This is a genomic window from Denitrobaculum tricleocarpae (assembly GCF_007004665.1).
GTDB lineage: Bacteria > Pseudomonadota > Alphaproteobacteria > Kiloniellales > Kiloniellaceae > Denitrobaculum > Denitrobaculum tricleocarpae.
The window spans coordinates 194,353-210,005 of sequence record NZ_ML660054.1 but is presented as its reverse complement, the minus strand read 5'-3'; the positions used below and the strand labels follow the sequence as shown (position 1 = coordinate 210,005).

At 60.0% G+C, this 15,653-nt stretch carries 12 protein-coding genes; 7 read left to right on the top strand and 5 right to left on the bottom strand.

Annotated features, from left to right (window positions below; all coding sequences use genetic code 11):
- Positions 1–103 precede the first annotated feature (103 nt).
- Both FKG95_RS10020 and FKG95_RS10015 read left to right on the top strand, forming a co-directional pair.
- Positions 104–565 carry an Lrp/AsnC family transcriptional regulator gene (locus tag FKG95_RS10020; RefSeq protein ID WP_142896219.1) on the top strand — a complete coding sequence of 154 codons (462 nt, stop codon included), beginning with the start codon at positions 104–106 and terminating at the stop codon, positions 563–565.
- Positions 566–769: 204 nt separating this feature from the next.
- Positions 770–2,575 carry an ankyrin repeat domain-containing protein gene (locus FKG95_RS10015; RefSeq protein WP_142896218.1) on the top strand — a complete coding sequence of 602 codons (1,806 nt, stop codon included), beginning with the start codon at positions 770–772 and terminating at the stop codon, positions 2,573–2,575.
- 117 nt (positions 2,576–2,692) lie between these two features.
- Here FKG95_RS10015 and FKG95_RS10010 read toward each other — a convergent pair whose 3' ends face one another.
- The 3 genes from FKG95_RS10010 to FKG95_RS10000 all read right to left on the bottom strand — a co-directional run bounded on the left by FKG95_RS10010 (position 2,693) and on the right by FKG95_RS10000 (position 6,028).
- Complete coding sequence (locus FKG95_RS10010) at positions 2,693–3,328, bottom strand: peroxiredoxin (protein ID WP_142896217.1); 636 nt, start codon at positions 3,326–3,328, stop codon at positions 2,693–2,695.
- A 116-nt stretch (positions 3,329–3,444) separates the two neighbouring features.
- A complete protein-coding gene (hemB, locus tag FKG95_RS10005) occupies positions 3,445–4,482 on the bottom strand; it encodes a porphobilinogen synthase (RefSeq protein WP_142896216.1) in 1,038 nt (345 codons plus the stop codon).
- Positions 4,483–4,711: 229 nt separating this feature from the next.
- Entirely contained in the window at positions 4,712–6,028 is a 1,317-nt protein-coding gene (locus tag FKG95_RS10000) for an O-acetylhomoserine aminocarboxypropyltransferase/cysteine synthase family protein (RefSeq protein ID WP_142896215.1), read from the bottom strand.
- Between the two features lie 398 nt (positions 6,029–6,426).
- On the opposite strand from FKG95_RS10000, the gene FKG95_RS09995 reads away from it, so the two are divergent.
- A complete protein-coding gene (locus FKG95_RS09995; RefSeq protein ID WP_142896214.1) occupies positions 6,427–7,032 on the top strand; it encodes a 2-hydroxychromene-2-carboxylate isomerase in 606 nt (201 codons plus the stop codon).
- A 56-nt stretch (positions 7,033–7,088) separates the two neighbouring features.
- On the opposite strand, the gene FKG95_RS09990 is transcribed toward FKG95_RS09995, so the two are convergent.
- Positions 7,089–9,071 (bottom strand): methyl-accepting chemotaxis protein, encoded by a 1,983-nt coding sequence (locus FKG95_RS09990; protein WP_142896213.1) that lies wholly within the window; start codon positions 9,069–9,071, stop codon positions 7,089–7,091.
- A 295-nt stretch (positions 9,072–9,366) separates the two neighbouring features.
- On the opposite strand from FKG95_RS09990, the gene FKG95_RS09985 reads away from it, so the two are divergent.
- Positions 9,367–10,236 carry a DUF1444 family protein gene (locus FKG95_RS09985; RefSeq protein WP_142896212.1) on the top strand — a complete coding sequence of 290 codons (870 nt, stop codon included), beginning with the start codon at positions 9,367–9,369 and terminating at the stop codon, positions 10,234–10,236.
- 70 nt (positions 10,237–10,306) lie between these two features.
- On the opposite strand, the gene FKG95_RS09980 is transcribed toward FKG95_RS09985, so the two are convergent.
- Positions 10,307–12,073, bottom strand: coding sequence for an ankyrin repeat domain-containing protein (locus tag FKG95_RS09980; RefSeq protein ID WP_179954029.1), 1,767 nt, complete (start codon positions 12,071–12,073; stop codon positions 10,307–10,309).
- A 287-nt stretch (positions 12,074–12,360) separates the two neighbouring features.
- Between FKG95_RS09980 and FKG95_RS09975 the strand changes: the two genes are divergently transcribed.
- Genes FKG95_RS09975 through mmsB form a run of 3 tightly spaced genes read left to right on the top strand, consistent with a single transcriptional unit; the run spans position 12,361 to position 15,573 of the window.
- Complete coding sequence (locus tag FKG95_RS09975) at positions 12,361–13,500, top strand: isobutyryl-CoA dehydrogenase (RefSeq protein ID WP_142896210.1); 1,140 nt, start codon at positions 12,361–12,363, stop codon at positions 13,498–13,500.
- Between the two features lie 48 nt (positions 13,501–13,548).
- Positions 13,549–14,628 carry an enoyl-CoA hydratase/isomerase family protein gene (locus FKG95_RS09970; RefSeq protein ID WP_142896209.1) on the top strand — a complete coding sequence of 360 codons (1,080 nt, stop codon included), beginning with the start codon at positions 13,549–13,551 and terminating at the stop codon, positions 14,626–14,628.
- Between the two features lie 60 nt (positions 14,629–14,688).
- On the top strand, positions 14,689–15,573 hold the full coding sequence (gene mmsB / locus FKG95_RS09965) for a 3-hydroxyisobutyrate dehydrogenase (protein WP_342779218.1): 885 nt from the start codon (positions 14,689–14,691) through the stop codon (positions 15,571–15,573).
- Positions 15,574–15,653: the final 80 nt, after the last annotated feature.

Below are 15,653 nucleotides of genomic sequence, written 5' to 3'. Positions count from 1 at the left end.
TGCGGCAGGATCGCGGAAAGAGACTGCAATAGGTGCGCGAAAATCTCGTTTAGAAGCAATAAAGCAGTGAAAAAATGCAATCATTGCAATAATATGCGGCATCATGGAGCTTGACCGCATTGACCACCGTATTCTCTCGGTTTTGAGGGAGAACGCCGATCTGCCGAACACTGCGCTCGCCGCGCAGGTCGGCTTGTCACCCTCGGCCTGTCTGCGCCGCGTTGCCCGCCTCAAGCAGGAAGGTGTCATCAGACGCATCGTTGCCGTGATCGACCCGGGCCACCTGGACCGCAAACTTTCCGCGGTGGTGACCGTCGCGCTCGACCGGCACGGGCCGGAGTATCGCCGCGACTTTGTCACGCGGGTCAAGCGGGAGTCCGCCGTGTCTCAATGCTACATGGTGGCGGGCGAGGTCAGTTGTGTGGTCGTTGTGCAGGTGGCTGATATGGATGAGTACACCGCCCTGGCCGACCGGCTGTTTCACGCCGACAGTAATATAAAAGCCTTCACGACCCACTGGGTCATGAGCACAACCAAGCAGGAAATCTCGGGCTCTGTCGCCTAGTGTCCCGTTGAATCTAGTGTGATTCAGTCTCTAAAATTCGCCGCATATTATGCGACGAACTTCAGAAACATCACACTAGTCATAGCGTTCAACTGCTGCCGCGCGTGCCACAGCAAAACCATTTTGTAGTCACTGTATTTTTACAATCTAGGGTGATAGTTCCAGTCTTGTCGTTCGATTGATTTTCCTCGGGACTGGAATGCTATGACCCGCTACGGAAGCCTCATTCTTGCGTTAGTGGGAATTGCCCTTGCAGGTGGAACGGCGCGAGCTGAGTCCCGCAGTCATGGGATTACGCCTTACAAACCTGTTTTGCTCGAGAATATGCGGCCGGCGATTTGCGATCCATTTCTCTCCGCCTGGGAGAGAGTGTTTTACGGTGAGGGTTTGCTGGACGAACGGTTGCTAGACCTGCAGGCGGCTTTCCCGGATGCAGAATTTCTCACCTATCCGCGCGACCGCCATCGCGCGGGATATTTCAATGGCTTATACGATAGGAGCTTTGTGGAGTTTCTGGACCTTGATAACGACGGAAAATTGGAAGTTCTCCATATTGAAGGCGGCCAAGTTGGCTGGCGTTATCTCAGTTCCGATATTTATGTTTTCGAGAACGAGGCGCGGTATCAAGAAATAAAGGCGGTATACGGCGAAAGATATCCCCACTATCAATTTTTCCATATGTCCCGGATGGGAAGGCAAGATAATGACGAGCCTCGCCCGGTCGTGCAGCATCCGCCAAGCAGTGTGGTCTACGTGTTCTCTCACGAAGGGGCGTTCTACACCACTGCGGCGGTTAGCCGTTGGTTTCAAGGCAACGAGAGACAGGCGGATCTCTACCGGTTGAAAGCCACAGGAACTGCGGAGAAAGTCTGTAGCGTCCAATTGCAGCCAAGTGCGTCAAACATCGAGAGTTTTACGGAGAATTCGAGGTTTTATCAGACCTTACAAGCGATTCTCGGTGGTCCTCAAACCGGGTGCAGGGGGGGAACTCGAGCGTGGGGGATATCGTCCGAGAGGCTCCTGCTGACCGCGTTGAACAGGCCCCAGTCGATGGCGTTGGTCAACAACTATACGATCAATGAAACCATGACCTTGGAGCGGCAGGATGCTGCACGGAAAATTCGTTTTCTGGTTTGGGGTGTCAGCGATCCAACCAGTTGGTCTCTCTACAACAGTTTTAAGAATAGCCGCTCGGCCTTTATCGAAGGGATGCGCGCTTACTACCTGCAGCATTTTGTAGAAACGGCTGAGGAGGCACGCGCACTTGCAGAGGAGAGCTACCGCTTCGTCGTCGACCAGACCATTAGCTCCGACTATCCGGATCGTTTCCGGCTGACCGGCATTGCACAGTGGCCGGACTTTCCCTTGAGTCTTTCGAGGGACACGCCGCCTCGGGATGTTGCCGGGGTTGCGATCGAGAGTTGGCTTGAATTTGCAAGCCAGAATCAACGAGCAGCGTCCAACAGCAAGGTGTGGCGCGACGCCGTTCTTGCGGCTGTCTTCACACGCCAGGATATCGACGTGGTGGCTTCACTCTGGACGAAGTTGAAAGAGAGCTACCGTGACGACCAGGCCGCGATCGACAAGGCGTCGAATGATGTTTTGCTGGCTGCGCTGGGCGACCAGGATTTGACGGAGTTTGCGCTCATGGCGGGAGCGCAGGTCGATGCACCGACGAACTGGTTTGCGAAAACGGCGCTGATGTACGCAGCGCAGACGAATGATATTGGCGTTGTGCAGTTTCTTTTGAAGCAGGGGGCAAATCCTTCCGCCCGAACGGTTGCCTCTGAGCATCAATGCGCAAGGCTTAAACGCGATGGCCGCACGCCCTTGATGTACGCTGCGGAAAATGCCTCATCCGAAGTGATCGAGCTGCTCCTGAGCGCTGGCGCACAGACGGCAGCGACTGATACAGAGGAGCATACGGCAGCCTGGTATCTTCAGCGCAACAGTGGTTTGACTGACCAGGAAAAGACCGTTTTGTTGCGGCGCCTGAATCCGGAGCCGTAAGTCCGGGACGTTGGTGCACTGCTGCATCCGAATTAGAGAGGGACCGGCCAGAAATCGGCAGGTTCCTCTCTTCTTGGTGCGTGAGATGCCCGCGCCGGACCTCTCGTCTCTCCCGATTTACTTATTCGGTTGCGGCGTGACGCGCAGGTAAGGCTTCAGTGCCTTCCAGCCCTTGGGGAACTTGTCCTTGGCGTCTTCGTCGGAGAGGGCCGGGACGATGATCACGTCTTCGCCGTCCTTCCAGTTCACTGGGGTCGCGACCTTGTAACCGTCGGTGAGCTGCAGGGAGTCGATGACCCGCAGGATCTCGTCGAAGTTCCGGCCGGTGCTGGCGGGATAGGTGATGATCAGGCGGACCTTCTTGTTCGGGTCCATGATGAAGACCGAACGCACCGTCAGGGTGTCGTTGGCGTTCGGGTGAATCATGTCGTAAAGGTCGGACACGCTGCGGTCGGCATCGGCCAGCAGCGGGAAGTTCAGTTTCTGGGATTGGGTTTCCTCAATGTCGTTTGCCCAGGTCGTATGGTCGCTGACCGGATCGACGCTGAGGCCCATGACCTTGACGTTGCGCTTGTCGAACTCGGGCTTGAGTTTGGCCACGAAGCCGAGCTCGGTGGTGCAGACCGGCGTGAAGTCCTTGGGGTGCGAAAAGAGCACCGACCAGGAATCGCCGACATAGTCGTAGAAGTTGATCGTGCCTTCGGTGGAGTCCTGCGTGAAGTCAGGGGCGGTGTCGCCAAGACGGAGGGTCATTGTCGTTCTCCCTTTGGGTGGATGCGCGATGTGAATGCTGCGCCATTGGAACAATCAGACAAAAGATGTCGTCATGCGCTTGTTTAAATTCAACGGGTCTAAAGTGCTGTCGGACGTCAGCCGGCTTTGAGCAGCTCGGCCATTTCAATGGCTGCGTAGGTCAGGACTGCGTCTGCGCCGGCCCGCTTAAAGGCCATGAGGCTCTCATAGACGACCTTGTCGTTGTCGAGCCAGCCGTTGGCGGCGGCGGCCTTCATCATGGCGTATTCGCCACTGACCTGATAGGCCATGGTCGGCACGCCGAAGCGGTCCTTGACCCGGCGTACGATGTCCAGATAGGGCAGACCGGGTTTGACCATCACCATATCGGCACCCTCGGCCAAATCCAGCTCGACCTGGCGCAGGGCTTCGTCCGAATTGGCGAAGTCGAGCTGATAGGTCTTCTTGTCGCCGCTCAGCATGGTGTCCGCGCCCACGGCTTCGCGGAAAGGACCGTAGAAAGCGCTGGCGTACTTGGCCGAGTAGGACATGATCTTGGCGTCCTGATAGCCCGCGTCGTCCAGCGCGCGGCGGATTGCGCCGACCCGCCCGTCCATCATGTCGGAGGGGCCTAAGACATCGCAGCCGGCCCGGGCCTGGACCAGCGCCTGCTGGCAGAGCGCTTCGACGGATTCGTCGTTCAGGATCTTTCCGTCCTGCACCAGGCCGTCGTGGCCCAGCGAGTTGAAGGGATCCAGCGCGACGTCGCAGAGGATGCCGATGTCCGGCACCTCTTTCTTGATCAGGCGCACGGCGCGGCAGACGATGTTTTCCGGATTGAAGGCTTCGGCGCAGTCTGCCGTTTTCAGGCTCTCGTCCACGTAGGGAAAGACCGCGACCGCGGGGATCTTGAGCTCGGCGGCCTTGGCGACAGCCTCGACGACCCGGTCGAGGCCGTAACGCAGGACGCCGGGCATGGCGGAGATCCCGCTGGTGCCGTCAGGTTCCTGGACAAAAACCGGCCAGATAAAATCCTGTGGCCCGAGCCGGTTTTCCGCGACCAGACTGCGGGTCCAGGCGTCGGTCCGGTTGCGCCGCGTGCGGATCTGGGGATAGCCGCCCAGCACCGCCGGTTTGCGCAAGTAGGGGTTCAACTCGTTTCTCTGGCTCGCCATGACGTTTCCAATCGCGGCGCTCCGAAGGAAATCGCCGACTTATTGTGTTTATCGCCCGGTAACACTAATGCCGGATCGTCTATGCAACAAGTGTCGCGCAGGTCCCGGAAATTTACCATCCGGGACCTGCGCGCTCCTTAACGGAAATCAAGCCGGCACCGGCCCGAGATTGCCCGAGCTGATTTTATCCGGCCCGATGTTGCCCGGCCTTAATGCGCCCGGTCCGGGGTTACTCCGCCGCCGCGGCGCTGCTGCCCAGAGATCCAAGGGCCTGACCCAGGTCGGCCAGGATGTCGTCGATGTGCTCGATCCCGATCGAGAGCCGCACGTAACCGTCCGACACGCCGCTGGCCAGCTGCTCTTCGGGAGAGAGCTGAGAGTGGGTGGTTGTCGCGGGATGGATCGCCAGGCTGCGGGCATCGCCGATATTGGCCACGTGATAGAAGAGCTGCAGGCTGTCGATGAACTGGCGGCCGGCTTCCTTGCCGTCCTTCAGCTCAAAGCCGAGCAGGGCGCCGTGCTTGCCGCCCAGATAGATCTCGGCCCGGCGTTTCTGCTCTCCCTCGAAGAGGCTGGGGTGGATCACCCGTTCGACCGCCGGATGATCTTCCAGGAAGGCCGCGACCTTGTCCGCATTGGCGCAGTGCTCGCGCATGCGCAGGGGCAGGGTCTCCAGGCCCTGAATGAACTGGAAGGCGTTGAAGGGGCTCATGGCGGCGCCGAGATCGCGCAGCAGGGTGACGCGGGCCTTGAGGATGTAGGCGATCGGGCCCAGCGGCTTGACCGCCTGGGTCCAGACCGCGCCGTGATAGCTGGGATCCGGCTCGTTGAGCAGCGGGAAGCGTTCGGCGTTGGCCTCCCAGTCGAAGCTGCCGCCGTCGACGATCAGACCGCCGATGGAGGTCCCGTGACCGCCGATATACTTGGTGGTCGAATAGACCACGATGCTGGCGCCGTGGGCGAGGGGCTTGCAAAGCACCGGCGCGGCGGTGTTGTCGACGATCAGCGGCACGCCGAGTTCGTCGCCGATGTTTGCCACTTCGCGGATCGGGAAGACCGCCAGCTTCGGATTGGGCAGGGTCTCGGCATAGTAGGCACGGGTCTTGTCATCGGTGGCGCGGCGGAAGTTCTCGGGATCTTCCGGATCCACGAAACGCACTTCGATGCCCATGTTCGCCAGGGTGTTGGCGAAGAGGTTCCAGGTGCCGCCGTAGATGTCGGTGGAGCTGACCACATTATCGCCGGCTTTCGCGATGTTCTGGATCGCAACCGCCGAGGCCGCCTGGCCGGAGCTCACTGCCAGAGCCGCGGCACCGCCTTCCAGAGCCGTCACCCGCTCTTCCAGAACCGCGCAGGTCGGGTTCATGATCCGGGTGTAGATATTCCCCAGTTCCTTCAGCGCGAAAAGGTTCGCGGCGTGCTCGGCGCCCTGGAACTGATAGGAGGTGGTCTGGTAGATCGGAACCGCGACGGCGCCGGTCTCCGGGTCGCTGCGATAGCCCGCATGGAGCGCGAGCGTTTCCGGGTGTTGCGATTTTACGGTCATGGCGTTTCATCCCTCTTTGCAAGCTGCGGTGCCGTCTCCCTCGATCCGGCGCCGCTGGTCATATCGGCAGCAGGTAAATGAATTTCTTGCCCCGCGGACCCTCTCCGCGCGGCGAAAAACAAAAAACCGCCACAGCTATAGCCGGGCGGTGAAATCCGCTCGCTTTAGCCGTATTTATAGAGCGCCCGCAAGCTGTGCTTCAAATCGGCGCTAAGGCATCCAACGCTTTCAGCGTGATTTTGTCAAGTTTGATTGCGTGGAGGGCGCGATTCTGGAGGCTGAGAGGAAGTCTGGCTGCTGAAGTTCTGGCTGCTGGAGAGGCATAGGATGTGACGCCGGTGCCAACGTGGTAAGCAGGGGCTTCAAGAAAATGAAAACGAGCAGGGAAGCGCGAATATATGACCGCGAAGACAATCGAATACTTCTACTCGGCGCACTCGGCCTTTGCCTACCTGGGCTCAAAGCGGGTGATGGAAATTGCCGCTGCGGCGGGACGGAAGCTGCTCCATAAACCGGTCCACCTGGGACCTGTGGTATCGGCGGTCGGCGGGAAGACCTTTGCGGAGCGAACACCGCAGCATGTGGCCTATTTCTTTGGGCGGGAGATCGAGCGCTGGGCCGAGTTCCGCAATGTGCCGGTCATCGATTTCCGTCCGACCTATCATGACGAGGACATGACCCTGGCGAGCTGCATGCTGATCGCCGCGCAGGACCAGGGGCTGGATGCGGACCGGCTCGCGCATCTCATTCTGGAGGTGCACTGGCGCGATGACGCGGACATTTCCGACCCGTCGCTTTTGAGGAACCTGGCCGCTTCGCTGGATATCGATCCGGACAGCCTGATCGAGAGCGCCCAAACCCCTGCCGTGCAGAAGACCTATCAGGCCAATACGGCGGAAGCCATCGCGCGTTCGGTCTTCGGCTCACCGACCTACTTCATCGACGGCGATATGCATTATGGCCAGGACCATCTCGAGCTGATCGAGCGGGCGCTCGCCGGGTGAAGCGCTGAGTGGCGCGCAGGCGCCGGGCGTCAGGCTTCCTAAGCTGAGCAGGCTTCCTAAGCTGAACGGAGTTTGCCGAGGAAGCTGTCGACTTCGCTGCGCAGCACATCCGATTGCGTGGAGAGTTCATCGGCGGCGGTGAGAACCTGTTCCGCCGCGTTGCCCGTGGTCTCGGCGGCATCGCTCATGCTGCGGCTGTGGGTCGTAACCTCCTGGGTTCCCTCCGCCACTTCGGCCACGCTCCGGGAGATATCCAGGGTCGCAGTGTTCTGTTCTTCGACAGCGGAGGAGATTGCGGAGGCGTTTTCGCCGATCCGTGTGATGACGTCGCGGACACCGCTGATCGCATTCACGGTCTCCGAGGTCGCCGACTGCATGGACGCGATCTGACCGCTGATCTCTTCCGTTGCCTTTGCGGTCTGGCTGGCAAGAAGCTTGACCTCGGAAGCAACCACGGCAAAGCCTTTGCCCGCCTCTCCGGCGCGGGCCGCCTCGATGGTTGCATTCAGGGCCAGAAGGTTGGTCTGTTCCGCGATATCCTGGATCAGACTGACCACATCGCCGATTTTCTGGGCCGCTTCGGCCAATCCCTCGACGGTCGAGCTGGCCCCTTCGGTCTGGGTGATGGCCTGTTGGGTGATGTCGGTCGATTGGCTGACCTGTTGGCTGATCTCGCTGATCGAGCCGGAGAGCTGTTCCGCCGAAGAAGCCACCATCTGAATGTTCTGGGTCGCACAATCCGAGGCCTTGCCGACCGCCGTCGCCTGCGCGACGGTCTGTCCGGCGGTGCCCGACATGGAGCGCGCGGATGACTGGAGCTGGCTGCTGGTCGACGCGACAGTCTCGACCACGCTCTTGATGCTGTTCTCCAGCTCTTCAGCCATTTTCAGGGTGGCTTCGCGTTTCTCGCGCTCGGCTTGTTGGCTGGCGTGCGCGCTTTCCTCCCCAAGGCGCCGTGCCTCACTGGCATTCTCCTTGAAGACCTGGACAGCGCCGGCCATATCGCCCAGCTCGTCGCGGCGGTCCAGACCGGGCACGTCGATCTGGATTTCGCCCTTGGCCAGTCGCCGCATAACCGCGGTGATGTTTGAGATGGGCCGCGCGATGGAGCGGTTCATCGACCAGGCAATCAGCATGGAGGCCAGGAAGACCGCAATCCCGATGCCCAGGGAATTGAGCCGGCCTTCGTTAAGAGCGGCATTCATCACGCTGCGGTCGAACCCGATGACGGCGACACCAACGATGTTGCCGCTGAAATCAGTCACGGGGGTCATCAGAGCCGCATGAGCTATGCCGTCGATATCCACCTCGGACTGCAGGCGCGATCCGGTTTCTGCCGCTGCCCTGCGCAGAACGGCTTCGTCAAATACAACCTCCGCCGGAAAGGTCGTTGCGAAGGTTTCCACGGCCTCGTCGCGCAGGACATAGAGTGCCGCCAAAGCAGAGGTGCGCGCGGTAAAACCATCGAAGAAGGCCTGATCGAAGGAGAGACCGAATTCGACGGAGCCGACCTGTTCACCCTCCTGCGTGACCGGCACCACGCCGCGCATGCCGAGACCCGCGCGGCCACGCTCGAGGCCGGAAATGGCCCGCCCGTTCTTGTTTACGGCGACGACCGTCAAACGGAAGGATGATAGATCGTCATCGAACTTTTCAGGCTTATGAACGCGCAGAAACGAGGTGGCCGGGGCGATATGGAACTGGAACTGACGAACGCCCTGTTCGTCTCTCATCTTGGCGAAGCTTGGCACAAAAAGGGCGGCGAGGGCGTCGCGGTTGCGTTCTGCGAAGAGGCGCTGGACCTCTGCGGTTTCAGCGACCGTTGTTGCCATGGAAAGGGCCCGTGTCGCCTCTGCCTCGAGCGCGCTGATCAGTTGTCCCTGCAGTCCAGCAAGTTTTTGCTGCAGTGCCTGCTCACCCATGTTGGTCGCAGTCCAGAGGTTTGCCGCGGTCGTCACACCAACGCCCAGAAGCGCCGTCATGGCGAAGCCCATCGCCAAACGGACGCCGATCTTCCCGGTGCGTAGTCTTTTGAACATGGGTTGTTTTTCTCAAAGGTTGAATCGTTCCCAACCACCGGTTTAGTTATTAAAAATTTCGAATGTGTTAACTATAGTCTGTTTGCTTCAACTCCAGATAAGTCAAGTGTTGAAGACGTTAAGACTTAGATGCTTTTCAGAAGACATAAAGTTAAATAAAAACAACAAATTAGAAAAATAGCTTTTGCTCCTTATGCGTGGAGTGCCCAATAGTTGCAATCGGGTTGTGCAATCATCGGGCGGAGCTTGGACGTTCATTGGCATGGATATCGAGGCAGAGGACTGCGATTAAATAATGGTGAGATTTGTTAACGCCGCCTGCGTCTTGCTGCTGTTATTCCCCATGGTTCATGCCAGTGCAGCGGACGTGCTTTCAGAGGATGCGTTTGCAAAGCTTGTTCTTGAGGAGTTGCACTCTGAGGTTCCAGACTACGAAGTCCGGATCGCTGGACGGCTGCACCTGACGCTTAAGCCGCCTGAAGGCGAGGCGTTTCAGGTGTATCTGGACAATGCCTACAAGCTCTACCAGACGTCTCCGGAGCTTCGGAGTGACATCATCTCAAGCTATATGGTTGCCTGGCTCAATCCGGGACATAGCGAGGTCGCCGATATAGATGTGTCCAAGGTTGTTCCTGTCATCAAAGACACTGGTTACATCCCTCGCCTGCAGCAATCAGTTCGCGCTAGTGGCGCCGACTTGAGTGAGTGGCGCGTTCCCGCCCATGAGCCTTACAATAGAGAGTTGGTCGTTCTCTTTGCCGAGGATACGGACAGGAGCATTCGCTATCTGTCCGAGCAGGATCTGGTGGAAATCGGGTTCGAAGCTGAAAACCGGCTCGAACGCGCGATTGAGAATTTACGGGGGCTTTTGCCTGATATTCGGCTTTATGGCGGGAACGGTACCTACGGGTTAGGGGCTGGCGGCGATTACGAAGCCAGTATTCTTCTGCTGGCGAACGTCTGGAAGAGCGATAAGATTGCCGTGAATGGAGAACTGGTGGTGGCGGTACCGGCCCGAAACACACTGGCGGTGACCGGGAGCGAGGACGCAGAGGGTCTCGCGGCGCTGCGGCGGATCATTGCGAGTACGATGCAAGAGGAGGCCTATACCCTGACCGATCGACTGTTCGTTTACCGCGATGGTCGCTTCGTTCTTTATGAGTGAGGTGTCTTGCGGCTGCCCTGATTTCGGTTTCCGTCGCCACAGGGCAGCTACAGGCTTTTGCCGAAGGCGCTTAAGACGCGAGCGCGTCCGCGATCATTTGGAGCATCTCCGGACCGGCCTGCTCTTCAGCCAGTGAGAAAAGCGACTGTCCGGCGCCGTCGCTCACCCGCGGGTCGGCGCCTTGCTCCAGCAGATATTCCAACGCCTCCTGGCGCTTGTTGAGCACCGCATAGACGAGCGGCGTCATCCAGTCGTTCTCGCAAGCTTGCGTCTTGTTCGGACGGATCTCCCCAAAAGTCTGGTTCAGGCGCGCCGGGTCTTCCGCCAGCAAGATCCGGATCTGGCCGATGTTCCCGCGGGATACGGCTGTGAAGATATCCATGGCCTGCCCGTCGAGCAGTGCCACCAACCCGTCGTGACCGGCGTGCTGGGCAAAGCCGATGGGCGGCGCGAAGTAGTCCGGATCGCGTAAGCGCGGGTCCGCGCCCGCGTCCAGCAGCGTCTTCATCATGTCAAGATCGCCTTTGAGCGCGGCTTCATGCAGCGCTGTGCGTTTGCCGGGCGTGTTGAGTTCGAAACCCAGGGCGATCATGGCGGCGAGGGCTTTGCTTTTTCCCAGCTTGACCGCATCGCAAAGCAGTTCGTTCTGCAGCGGCTGGATCGCCCGTTTGAGGTCAGGCTCGCGACCAGTGAGTTGCTGTGCGGCCTCGAGATCGCCGGCCATGCAGGCGGCCTGAAAGCGGTCGAGCGCCGACAGGCTACCCTGGTCTGCGCCGGCTTCACGTAGAGCGGTGGCGATCTTCGTTTCACCGAGCAGGAGAGCTGCCGCGTGGGGCGTTCTGCCTTTTGTGCGGGTGTCATAGCTGTCATCGGGCTTATTGAGATCGACGCCATGATCGATCAGCAGCCGGGCCCGCTCCGCATAGCCGCGGTGGATCGACTGGATCAGATGAAAGTGCATGGTTTCGCTCGGGTTGGGGACCAGCCGGTCGCCGTCTTCGAGCAGCCAGTTGTTCCGATCCCTAGGAGACAAACCGAATTCCAGCAGCAGTTCGAGCCAGCTGTTGTCGGGCTCGAAACAGCGGTTGTAGGCAGCCTGGCCGTCGTTTGGATCCGCGCCCGCCTGTAAAAGCGCACGGGCAAAGTCCCGGCAGTCCGGATGTTCCGGCTGATTGACGGGGCCGCCTTCACCTTGACCGAAAACCCCCGTCAGGGCAGTGAAGCGGTACTGCCCGCCCCACATATAGTGCGCGTTGGGATCCGCGCCGCGCTCGAGAAGACGCCGTCCCGCGGCCAGTGTCGAGCGGTCCGGCAGGCGGGCGTAGGCCGCGTACATCAGGGGTTCCCAATGGAAGAATCCGCCTTTTTGAGCAACCCGTTCCGGCTTATCCTCCAGCCAGCGGTCGATCTCGGCGACATCGCCGATGGCGGCGGCCACGTAGATGTTCTCGCGCCGAATTTCAGGCTGCGACTCAAGGAGGGCCTCTGCTTCACGGAAGCGCGCGGGACTGCTCAGCTCTCCCGGCCCGTAGTTGAGCAAGACCAGATCCAGGAAGCGGTTGGCCAATTGGTCGCCGGTCTGCCCGGAGGCAGATACGGCGGTTCTTTTGTTGCGGCGTTCGACATGGGATTTCAGTTTCGCCCAACTGGAAAAGCCGTAGGCGCGCGCCAGGACAAGCTGCGCGGATTGCAGGCCGATCTTCCTGGGGTCTCCGAAATAGGGGCCTATCAGGTCGAGTGCCTGCTGATCACCGGCGCGTGCGGATTTAAGCAGGCCTTTTGCCCGCTTTTTAAGGTTCTCTAAGCTCGGATTTTCGGGGAGTTGATGGGTCGGCATCGGCGACCTCCTTTCATCACTGTCCGGTATCCGCGCCCTCAGACTGAAAAGAGGTTTGATGGGTCGTCGCAACTTCGTACAGGTGGGCTTAGCCCTTCCCGCGGATCGGGGGCCTCCTGATCGGCGGGCACAGCTTATCATGTGAGTGCTGCGTCGGGAAGCTGCGCCGCGCGCCTTGGAGCCGCTGGCTTTGGAAGGGAGAAAAACAAGGAGCCAACGCTTTCAAATGGACGGCGGCGCCATGCTTCGTTAAAAGAAACCTAACAGTCGTTAGGGGAGACAGGTTCGTGCAGTTCGATCTATCCGAGGAGCAGCGCGCTTTTCGGGATATGGCCCAGGAGTTCGCGCGCAACGAGATGGCGCCTTTCGCCGCCGAGTGGGACGCAGAGTGCCACTTTCCGGAGGAAACTCTGCGCAAGGCGGCTGCCTTGGGTTTCGGCGGTATCTATGTGTGCGACGATGTCGGCGGGTCGGCGCTGTCGCGCCTGGATGCGGCGGTCATCTTCGAGGAACTGGCGGGCGGCTGCACCTCGACGGCGGCTTACATCTCGATCCACAACATGGCCTCCTGGATGATCGATCACTTCGGCAACGACGAACTGCGCCGTAAATTCCTGCCCGCGCTGACTTCCATGGAACACTTCGCCAGCTACTGCCTGACCGAACCCAGTGCCGGATCCGACGCGGCGTCCCTCAAAACGCGCGCGGAGCGGGACGGAGAGGATTACGTTCTGAACGGCACCAAGGCCTTCATCTCGGGCGGCGGGCGCAGCGACATCTATGTCGTCATGTGCCGGACGGGCGGGGAGGGATCGAGAGGGATTTCCGCGCTGGTCGTTCCCAAGGACACGCCGGGGCTCTCCTTCGGCAAACAGGAAAAGAAAATGGGCTGGAACAGTCAGCCCACGGCGATGGTGATCTTCGAGAACGCGCGGGTACCGGCCGACAATCTGCTGGGCAAGGAGGGCGACGGATTCAAGATCGCCATGATGGGACTGGACGGGGGGCGGGTAAACATTTCCGCCTGTTCGCTGGGCGGCGCACGGACAGGCCTGGAGGCGGCGCGCGGCTACATGAAGGAGCGCAAGCAGTTCGGCAAAGCCCTGGCCGGATTTCAGGCCCTGCAATTCAAGCTGGCGGATATGGCAACCGAGCTGGAAGCGGCGCGCCTGATGGTGCAGAAAGCCGCTGACAAACTCGACAGGAACGCGGCGGATAAAACCGCGTTCTGCGCCATGGCCAAGCGTTTTGCGACCGATGCCGGTTTCAATATCTGCAACGAAGCGCTGCAGCTGCACGGCGGTTACGGCTACCTGCGGGACTTTCCCATCGAGCGCATCCTGCGTGACCTGCGGGTCCACCAGATTCTTGAGGGCACCAACGAGGTGATGCGGATTATCTCCGCGCGCAGCCTGCTGTCCGACTGAGAAGCTGTCCACCCACATCCAGATCAGACTTTTACAGGAAATCCAAACATGAGCGATAGCGAAGAGGTCCTCTTCGAACAGCAGGGAGCTGTTGGCTTCATCACGCTGAACCGGCCGAAATCTCTCAACGCCCTGACCCTGAACATGATCCGCCTGATGGATCCTCAGCTGGCGGCCTGGGAGGATGACGCTTCCATTGCGGCCGTGGTGATCCGGGGCGCCGGGGAGCGTGCCTTCTGTGCCGGCGGCGACGTCATCGATGTCTACAAAGCGGGACTGGCGGCGAAGGAGACGGGATCGACCACGGGCCTGCAGGCCGACTTTTTCTTTGAGGAATACCGGCTGAACCGCCGGATCTTTCAGTACCCCAAGCCCTACATCGCGCTGATCGACGGTTTCACCATGGGCGGCGGTGTCGGCGTCTCGATCCTGGGCGCGTTCCGGGTTGCGACCGAACGCACCCGCGCCGCCATGCCCGAGACCGCGATCGGACTCTTCCCGGATGTGGGCGGAAGTTACTTCCTGCCGAGGCTTAAGGGAGAGATCGGCTGTTATCTCGCGCTGACCGGGGCGCGGATCAAGCCCGCGGACTGTCTCTATAGCGGTCTTGCCAATGCCTACATCGAGAGTGTGGACATGCCGGCGCTGGAAGCGGCCTTTGCCAAGACGGACTGGAGCGGCGACGCAAAGGCTGTCGCGGCCAAGGTCATAGACGGCTTTGCCAAGGATCCGGGGGAAGCCCCCTTGCAGGCGCAACAGGCGCAGATCGACCGGATCTTTGCCGCCAGTTCCGTCGAAGAGATCGTCACGTCGCTAAAAGCGGAAGAGGGGGACTGGGCCCGCGAGACCCTGTCCACTCTGCTGAGCCGCTCGCCGGCCTCCATGAAGGTCTCCCTGGAACAGCTGCGCCGGGGACGGGATATGGACTTCGACGATGCGATGATCATGGAGTACCGCATGAGTCAGGCCTTTATGGCAGAACACGACTTCTATGAAGGTGTTCGTTCGGTGCTGATCGATAAGGATCATGCGCCGAAGTGGTCTCCGGCGACGCTGGAAGAGGTCTCGGGGGAGATGGTCGGGCGCTACTTCGAGGCTCTGGGTGACCGGGACCTGACATTCTCTTAAGATTGCAAAAACGAACAGGCTGCTGCGAATGGGCGGAGCAATTTAGGGAGCGAGCGGATCATGGATATCGGTTTCATCGGTTTGGGAAACATGGGCGGTCCAATGGCCAAGAACCTGGTACAGGCCGGCCACAAGGTGAAGGGCTTCGATCTGGGGGCGGGCGCGCTGGAGATCGCAACCGCCAACGGTATCGAGACGGTCTCCGCGGCGGCGGAGGTTGCGAAAGGCAGTCAGGCGGTGGTGACCATGTTGCCTGCGGGTGAACACGTCCGTTCGGTTTATCTCGGCGCTGAGGGCCTGATCGCGCAGGCGGACCCGGACACGCTTTTTATCGATTCCTCGACCATTGATGTGACCAGTTGCCGCGAAGTTCACGAGGCCGCGGCATCCGCCGGTCATGCCATGCTTGATGCCCCGGTCTCCGGCGGGGTTGCCGGCGCCGACGGCGGCACCCTGACCTTTATGGTCGGTGGGCCCGATGCGGCCTTTGCCCGCGGCAAGCCGCTGTTCGAGATCATGGGCCGCAACATCGTCCATGCGGGCGCGGCGGGGAACGGACAGGTGGCAAAGGTCTGCAACAACATGATCCTGGGCATCACCATGCTTGGGATTTCCGAGGCCTTCACACTGGGCGAGACTCTCGGGCTGGCGCCGGAGAAGCTTCAGGAGATTTCCTCGACCTCTTCAGGATCCTGTTGGGCGATGTTGAACCACAACCCGATTCCGGGTCTGGTTGAAAACTCGGCGGCGAATCGCGACTACAAGCCCGGTTTTGCGGCCTCGATGATGCAAAAGGATCTCAGGTTGTCGCAGGCGGCCGCCCATCAGGCCGGGGTGCCCACGCCCCTGGGGGCGGAGGCCTCGGCACTCTATACCATGTTTGTGAAGTCCGGGCGCGGAGGCCTTGATTACTCGGCGATTATCAAGATGTTGCAAGAAGCCTGAGGTTGTATGGCGCGCGGACTTATGACCACTTAATCAAGTTTTAACGTCCTCAAGGCATGATTAATCAGGATTATTGCTTC

Coding starts and splice junctions, on each gene's coding strand:
- mmsB (WP_342779218.1), top strand. CDS start 14,689: ATGGATATCGGTTTCATCGGTTTGGGAAACATGGGCGGTCCAATGGCC.
- FKG95_RS10020 (WP_142896219.1), top strand. CDS start 104: ATGGAGCTTGACCGCATTGACCACCGTATTCTCTCGGTTTTGAGGGAG.
- FKG95_RS09995 (WP_142896214.1), top strand. CDS start 6,427: ATGACCGCGAAGACAATCGAATACTTCTACTCGGCGCACTCGGCCTTT.
- FKG95_RS10010 (WP_142896217.1), bottom strand. CDS start 3,328: ATGACCCTCCGTCTTGGCGACACCGCCCCTGACTTCACGCAGGACTCC.
- hemB (WP_142896216.1), bottom strand. CDS start 4,482: ATGGCGAGCCAGAGAAACGAGTTGAACCCCTACTTGCGCAAACCGGCG.
- FKG95_RS09970 (WP_142896209.1), top strand. CDS start 13,549: ATGAGCGATAGCGAAGAGGTCCTCTTCGAACAGCAGGGAGCTGTTGGC.
- FKG95_RS10000 (WP_142896215.1), bottom strand. CDS start 6,028: ATGACCGTAAAATCGCAACACCCGGAAACGCTCGCGCTCCATGCGGGC.
- FKG95_RS09980 (WP_179954029.1), bottom strand. CDS start 12,073: ATGCCGACCCATCAACTCCCCGAAAATCCGAGCTTAGAGAACCTTAAA.
- FKG95_RS09990 (WP_142896213.1), bottom strand. CDS start 9,071: ATGTTCAAAAGACTACGCACCGGGAAGATCGGCGTCCGTTTGGCGATG.
- FKG95_RS09985 (WP_142896212.1), top strand. CDS start 9,367: ATGGTGAGATTTGTTAACGCCGCCTGCGTCTTGCTGCTGTTATTCCCC.
- FKG95_RS10015 (WP_142896218.1), top strand. CDS start 770: ATGACCCGCTACGGAAGCCTCATTCTTGCGTTAGTGGGAATTGCCCTT.